General features: G+C 74.5%; 8 protein-coding genes. 4 read left to right on the top strand and 4 right to left on the bottom strand.

Annotated elements, in window-relative coordinates:
* Window positions 1-30 precede the first annotated feature (30 nt).
* Window positions 31-723, bottom strand: a complete 693-nt coding sequence (locus CCN42_RS26850) for a copper homeostasis protein CutC (protein WP_086739468.1) — start codon at window positions 721-723, stop codon at window positions 31-33.
* Between the two features lie 86 nt (window positions 724-809).
* Window positions 810-1,487, bottom strand: a complete 678-nt coding sequence (locus tag CCN42_RS26845; RefSeq protein ID WP_086739467.1) for a maleylpyruvate isomerase family mycothiol-dependent enzyme — start codon at window positions 1,485-1,487, stop codon at window positions 810-812.
* Between the two features lie 48 nt (window positions 1,488-1,535).
* Here CCN42_RS26845 and CCN42_RS26840 point away from each other — a divergent pair, with 48 nt between their 5' ends.
* Together CCN42_RS26840 and CCN42_RS26835 are read left to right on the top strand one after the other, a co-directional pair.
* On the top strand, window positions 1,536-2,180 hold the full coding sequence (locus tag CCN42_RS26840; protein ID WP_086739465.1) for an HD domain-containing protein: 645 nt from the start codon (window positions 1,536-1,538) through the stop codon (window positions 2,178-2,180).
* Window positions 2,181-2,208: 28 nt separating this feature from the next.
* Window positions 2,209-3,294, top strand: a complete 1,086-nt coding sequence (locus tag CCN42_RS26835) for a GNAT family N-acetyltransferase (protein ID WP_086739464.1) — start codon at window positions 2,209-2,211, stop codon at window positions 3,292-3,294.
* On the opposite strand, the gene CCN42_RS26830 is transcribed toward CCN42_RS26835, so the two are convergent.
* Window positions 3,276-3,563, bottom strand: a complete 288-nt coding sequence (locus CCN42_RS26830) for a DUF4031 domain-containing protein (RefSeq protein WP_086739462.1) — start codon at window positions 3,561-3,563, stop codon at window positions 3,276-3,278. The genes CCN42_RS26835 and CCN42_RS26830 overlap by 19 nt on opposite strands.
* Window positions 3,560-3,943: a hypothetical protein gene (locus CCN42_RS26825; RefSeq protein ID WP_086739461.1), complete on the bottom strand. Its 384-nt coding sequence runs from the start codon at window positions 3,941-3,943 to the stop codon at window positions 3,560-3,562. Before CCN42_RS26825 ends, CCN42_RS26830 begins: the two co-directional genes overlap by 4 nt.
* A gap of 55 nt (window positions 3,944-3,998) precedes the next feature.
* Between CCN42_RS26825 and CCN42_RS26820 the strand changes: the two genes are divergently transcribed.
* Entirely contained in the window at window positions 3,999-4,904 is a 906-nt protein-coding gene (locus CCN42_RS26820; protein ID WP_086739459.1) for a MurR/RpiR family transcriptional regulator, read from the top strand.
* A gap of 69 nt (window positions 4,905-4,973) precedes the next feature.
* Window positions 4,974-6,008: an N-acetylmuramic acid 6-phosphate etherase gene (murQ, locus tag CCN42_RS26815; RefSeq protein WP_086739457.1), complete on the top strand. Its 1,035-nt coding sequence runs from the start codon at window positions 4,974-4,976 to the stop codon at window positions 6,006-6,008.
* Window positions 6,009-6,112: the final 104 nt, after the last annotated feature.

Raw genomic sequence — 6,112 nt, 5'->3', positions numbered from 1 at the left:
CAAAGAGACACGCGCTAGGCGGTCTCCGGTTCAGCCCGCGTCCAGCACCTTCCGCCACTGTGCGACCGCCGCCGGACAGACCGGTCCGTCCCAGCCCTGGGGGCGGGCCGCGCCGCCGATGTGGAAGGCGTCGAGGCCGGCGGCGAGGAGCTGGGGGAGGTGGTCGAGGCGGAGGCCGCCGCCGACGAGGACCTGCTGCTCGTAGCCGGGTTCGCCGCGCCGCGCCGCCTCGGCGAGCAGGGTGGGGAGTCCGTCGTCGACGCCGGTCGCCGCGCCGGCGGTGAGGTAGGTGTCCAGGCCGGGCAGGCCGTCGAGCTGCTTGCGCAGGGCGTCGCGGTCGGCGGCGTGGTCGATGGCCCGGTGGAAGGTCCACGGGCAGCCGTCGAGCGCGGCGGCGATCCGCTCCACGGCGTACACGTCGACCTCGCCGTGCGGGTCGAGGAACCCGAGCACGAACTGGTCGGCCCCGGCGCCGCGCAGCTCGTGGGCGAGGCCGACGAGCCGGTCGGGGTCGCCGGCCGCGAACCCGTCGGCGAGCCGCAGCATCACCCGCATCGGGATGTCGACGGCGGCGCGGATCGCGGTGACGGTGCCGGTCGGCGGGGTGAGCCCGTCGGCGGCGATGTCGGTGATCACTTCGAGGCGGTCCGCGCCTCCGGCCTGGGCGGCGATCGCGTCCTCGACGTCGAGGGCGATCACCTCCAGGACTGCACGCTTGCTCATGACACCCCATTCGTCGGCATTCGTCAGCCGCGCTACGGCTCTACAGGTCTAGTCCAATCAAAGACTACGCCTGTACGGGGCCGCCCTCACCCGAAGATGTTGAGTTCGCCCGGCTCCACACCCGCCAGCTCGTAGTCCCGCCCCGCCGTCGAGCGGCCCGCGTAGAGCCGCACGAGGACCGGTCCGCTCCCGATGAACCGGGCCGGCGGCCGGGTGCCGTTCACCTCGCCGAGCAGCAGCGGCTCGTCCCGGTCGTCCAGGTCGGCGTGGAGCGGGAGGTGCCCGCGCTCCCAGGTGAGCCGGGCCAGCAGGCCGAGGGCGTGCGGCAGCCCGGCACCGGCGTACGCCCCGGGCTCGCCGAGCGCCTCACGGACGTCACCCGCGTGCACCCACTCCCCCAGCGCGACCATGTCCAGCGCCCCGCCGGCCTCGGCGATCACCGGCCCGGCCTCGGTCATCCCGCGCTCCAGCTCGTCCACGACCCGCGCGTTCGTCCAGCCGGCGCGTTCGGCGATGTCCCGGTCGTTGGACTCGGGCGAGAACACGCCCGGCTCGAACCGGTTCTCCACCACCCGCATCAGCGCGGCCGAACAGTGCGCCAGCACGTCCCGTACCGTCCAGCCGGGACAGGCCTCCGTCGGCCGGGCGAAGTCCTCGTCCGGCCGGCTCCGCAGCAGCGGGACCAGCGCGTCCCGTTCGATCGTCAGCAGCCGTCCGGGCAGCTCGGGGTCCCGTTCCTCGTGTACGTCCGTCGTAGAGGTCATGGGGCCACGCTAGGCGCCGGGGGCGCCGCCACGCGGGAGAATGCCTCCATGGTCGATCTCGACGAGCTGCGCGCCCGCTTCGTCCGTTCGCTCCAGCGGGCCCGGCATCCGGGTGACGGTCCGGATCCGTCGCCGTACGCCGACCGGCTGCTGGACCACTGGCAGGAGCCGCAGCGCCGCTATCACACGCTCACCCATCTCACCGCGGTCCTCGACCACGTCGACACGCTGGCGGAGTACGCCGACGACCCGGACCTGGTGCGGCTGGCCGCCTGGTTCCACGACGCCGTGTACCTGCCGGACCGGTCGGAGAACGAGGAGCGGTCGGCGCGGCTCGCCGAGCGGGCGCTGGCCGAGGCCGGGCTGCCGGACGAGAGGACCGCCGAGGTGGCCCGGCTGGTGCGGCTCACCGCCGGGCACGCGCCCGCCGACGACGACCGCAACGGTCACGTACTGTGCGACGCCGACCTGGCGGTGCTCGCCTCGCCGCCGTCCGGGTACGCCGCCTACACCGCCGCCGTGCGCGAGGAGTACGGCTTCGTCCCCGCCGACGCCTTCCGGGCGGGCCGCGCCGCGATCCTGCGCGAGCTGCTGGCCCTGCCCCGGCTGTTCCGCACCCCCTACGGGGCGGAGCACTGGGAGGCGACCGCCCGCTACAACCTCACGGCCGAGCTGGAAATGCTGTCGTCCTGAGCGCGAGCGCTGCCCTAGCCTGCCGGGCATGACTGACGTGTGCGGGCAACGGGCGGCCGAGGCCGTCGAACGGGCGGTGGCGGACGCTGCACGGCTGCTGCGGACGGCGGCGGACGCGGACTGGGACAGCACCCGGGCGGGCGGTCTGGAGTGGAACTGCCGCCGCACGGCCGGGCACCTGGCGAACGCACTGATCGCGTACGCCGGTCACCTGGCGGGCCGGGGACGGCACATGGACGCGTACGCGCCCTTCGACCTCGCCTTCGAGGACGGCACGGACCCGGCCGGTCTGATCGACGTGCTGGAGACCACCGGCACCCTGCTCGCCATGGCCGTGCGCAGCACCCCGCCCCGGGCCCGCGCCTTCCACCCGTTCCCCTTCCGCAGCGCGAACCGCGAGGGCTTCGCCGCGATGGGCGTCACGGAGACGCTGCTGCACACGTATGACATCGCGACGGGCCTCGGTGTGGCGTACGAACCGCCCGCCGATCTCGCCGAGTTCGCGCTCACACGGATCTTCCCGCAGGTCCGGCCCGGCCCCGCCCCCTGGCCGACCCTGCTGTGGGCCACCGGGCGCGGGGACCTGCCCGGCCGCGAGCCGGTCACCGACTGGCTGTGGAGCAACAACCTGGTCCTGCCCGCCGGGCGGCTGACCCTGGAGGGTGTCACCCCGGCCGCCGCGGCCGACCTCGCCACCGGCGGCGACGGCGGGTTCGACTGGGTCGAGGGCGGGCCGTACGAGGGCACGCGCCAGGCCGCCGCGATGACCCTGAAGGCGTACGAGACGGGCGTGCACCGGCCGGAGTTCGGGCTGTTCGTGCTGGTGCGGCGAAAGGACGACCGCGCGGTCGGCGGCATGGGTTTCCACACCGCGCCGGACGAGGAGGGCCGTACCGAGATCGGCTACGACCTGGCCACCTCCGCGCGGGGCCGCGGCTACGCCACCGAGGCGCTGCGGGCGCTCTCCGAGTGGGCGCTGGCCAGGACGGACGTACGGTCGCTGTTCGCCACCGTCGAGCGGGCGAACCTGCCGTCCCAACGGGTCGTCACCCGGGCCGGTTTCCGGCAGGTGGAGGCGGAGGGCGAGCTGTTCGCCTACGAGCTGCGGGACTGACCCGCCCGGGAGTGGCGCTTGCGGCGGCGCAGGCCGGCGCCGTGCAGCAGGCGCACCACCTCGCGGCTGGTGACCTCCACCGCGCCGGCCCGCACCGCGTCGGCGTAGCGGTGCGCCGGGACGTCGTAGTGGTCGCGCTCGAAGGCGCGGGCGGGCACGCCCAGCGCGGCGGCGAAGGTGTGGAGTTCGTCGTACGAGACGTCGCTGACCAGGTGGGACCACATGCGGCCGTGGCCCGGCCAGGCCGGCGGATCGATGTACACCGTCACGACGAGGACGTCCCGCCCAGGGCCGAGCCCAGCGAGCCGATCGACGCGACCTTCACGCCCGCCTTGTGGCACACCCAGTGCGGGTCGGGCCCCAGCTCCGGCTCGACGTCCAGCGCGTGCGGGCCGCCCGAGCCGCACACCGGGCACAGCGGCCAGCGGCCGTACCGGTCGAGCAGCGCGTCCTGCACGTCCTGGGCGACCAGCCCGGCCACGAAGTCCGCGCCGTCCGGCCACTGCTCCACCCACCAGCGCCGCTGCGCGACGGAGTCCTCGACCAGCGAGACGACGTCCGCCTCGGCGACCTCGCCCGCGACGAGATCGGCCAGCACGAGGGCACGCGCAGCGTGCAGTGCCTGCTCCATGGGGCTGATGGGGTCCATGCCCCTATTGTGCGCACTCTTGACCGGGACTCGGAGCCGAAAATATCTTTCAAGGGTGCCCAGGCATGTGAAGGAAACTTTCGGCGGTCCGCCGCCCGCACCCGGCGCGCTCGCCGCCAAGGTGCGCGCCCTCGCCCCCTCCATGACCCGCTCCATGCAGCGCGTCGCCGAGGCCGTCGCCGGCGACCCGGCCGGCTGCGCCGCGCTCACGGTCACCGGACTCGCCGAACTCACCGGCACCAGCGAGGCCACCGTCGTCCGCACCGCCCGCCTGCTCGGCTACCCCGGCTACCGCGATCTGCGCCTCGCCCTCGCCGGGCTCGCCGCCCAGCAGCAGTCCGGCCGCGCGCCCGCCATCACCACCGACATCGCGGTCGACGACCCGATCGCGGACGTCGTCGCGAAGCTGGCGTACGACGAGCAGCAGACCCTCGCCGACACCGCCGCCGCCCTGGACACCACCCAGCTCGGCGCCGCCGTCACCGCACTCGCCGCCGCCCGGCGCGTCGACGTGTACGGCGTGGGCGCGTCCGGGCTGGTCGCCCAGGACCTCACCCAGAAGCTGCTGCGCATCGGGCTGATAGCCCACGCGCACAGCGATCCGCACCTCGCCGTGACCAACGCGGTCCAGCTGCGCTCGGGCGACGTCGCGCTCGCCATCACCCACTCCGGGTCGACCGGCGACGTCATCGAGCCGCTGCGGGCCGCCTTCGAACGCGGGGCGACCACCGTCGCGATCACCGGACGGCCGGACTCCGCCGTCACGCAGTACGCCGACCACGTACTGACCACGTCCATCGCCCGGGAGACCGAACTGCGCCCCGCGGCCATGTCCTCCCGGACCAGCCAGCTCCTGGTCGTGGACTGCCTGTTCGTGGGGGTGGCGCAGCGGACGTACGAGACGGCGGCGCCGGCGCTGTCGGCGTCGTACGAAGCGCTGGCGCACCGGCATCGCAGATGACACCGCACCGTCCGTAAGGACCGCACCGTCCGCAGGACCGCACCGTCCGCAAGGGAAGAGCCGCACGCCATGACCTCCACCCCCCACACGTCCGACGCCGCCCACACGTCCGATGTCCCGGACACCACCGACGCCCCGGACACCTCCGACGCCTCAGCCACCGCCGGCACCGCCGGCACGACCGGCTCCCCCGACCTGCGAGCCCAGCTCGACAGCCTGACCACCGAGGCCTTCCGGCCCGAACTCGCCGAGATCGACCGGCTGTCCACGCTGGAGATCGCCACGCTGATGAACGGGGAGGACGCGGGTGTGCCCGGCGCGGTCGCCCGGCAGCTGCCGGTGATCGCCGCCGCGATCGACGCCGTCGCCGCCCGGATGGGCCGGGGCGGCCGGCTGGTCTACGCCGGTGCCGGAACCGCCGGCCGGCTCGGCGTGCTGGACGCCTCCGAGTGCCCGCCCACCTTCAACACCGACCCCGCCCAGGTCGTCGGCCTCATCGCGGGCGGCCCGCCGGCCATGGTGACCTCGGTGGAGGGCGCGGAGGACTCCGCGGAGCTGGCCCGCGCCGACCTCGACGCACTCGTTCTCACCGCCGAGGACGCGGTGGTCGGCGTCTCCGCGTCCGGCCGCACCCCCTACGCGATCGGCGCGGTCGAACACGCCCGGCGGCTCGGCGCGCTCACCATCGGACTCGCCTGCAACCCGGGCAGCGCGCTGGCCGCCGCCGCGGACCACGGCATCGAGATCGTCGTCGGGCCGGAACTGATCACCGGCTCCACCCGCCTGAAGGCGGGCACGGCGCAGAAGCTCGTCCTCAACATGCTGTCGACGATCACGATGATCCGCCTGGGCAAGACCTACGGGAACCTCATGGTCGACGTCCGCGCCTCCAACGAGAAGCTCCGCGCCCGCTCCCGCCGGATCGTCGCCCTCGCCACCGGCGCGACCGACGAGGAGATCGAGCGCGCCCTGGCCGGCTCCGGCGGCGAGGTGAAGGACGCCATCCTGAGCATCCTGGCGGGCGTAGACGCTCCGACGGCGGCCCGCCTCCTGGCGGAGAACCGCGGCCACCTGCGGGAGGCGCTGGCCGCGGCGCGCGGCTGAACCGTCCGTCGCCCGGGCCGACGGCGCGTCGAGCCGCCGGTGCGGTGATCACGCGCCGCATGGTTGCACCATGACCGAGCACGCCCCCCACGCGCTGGCCGCCG

The organism is Streptomyces glaucescens (assembly GCF_002154375.1).
GTDB lineage: Bacteria > Actinomycetota > Actinomycetes > Streptomycetales > Streptomycetaceae > Streptomyces > Streptomyces glaucescens.
The sequence above is the reverse complement of the archived record's forward strand: the minus strand, read 5'-3'. Positions and strand labels throughout refer to the sequence as shown.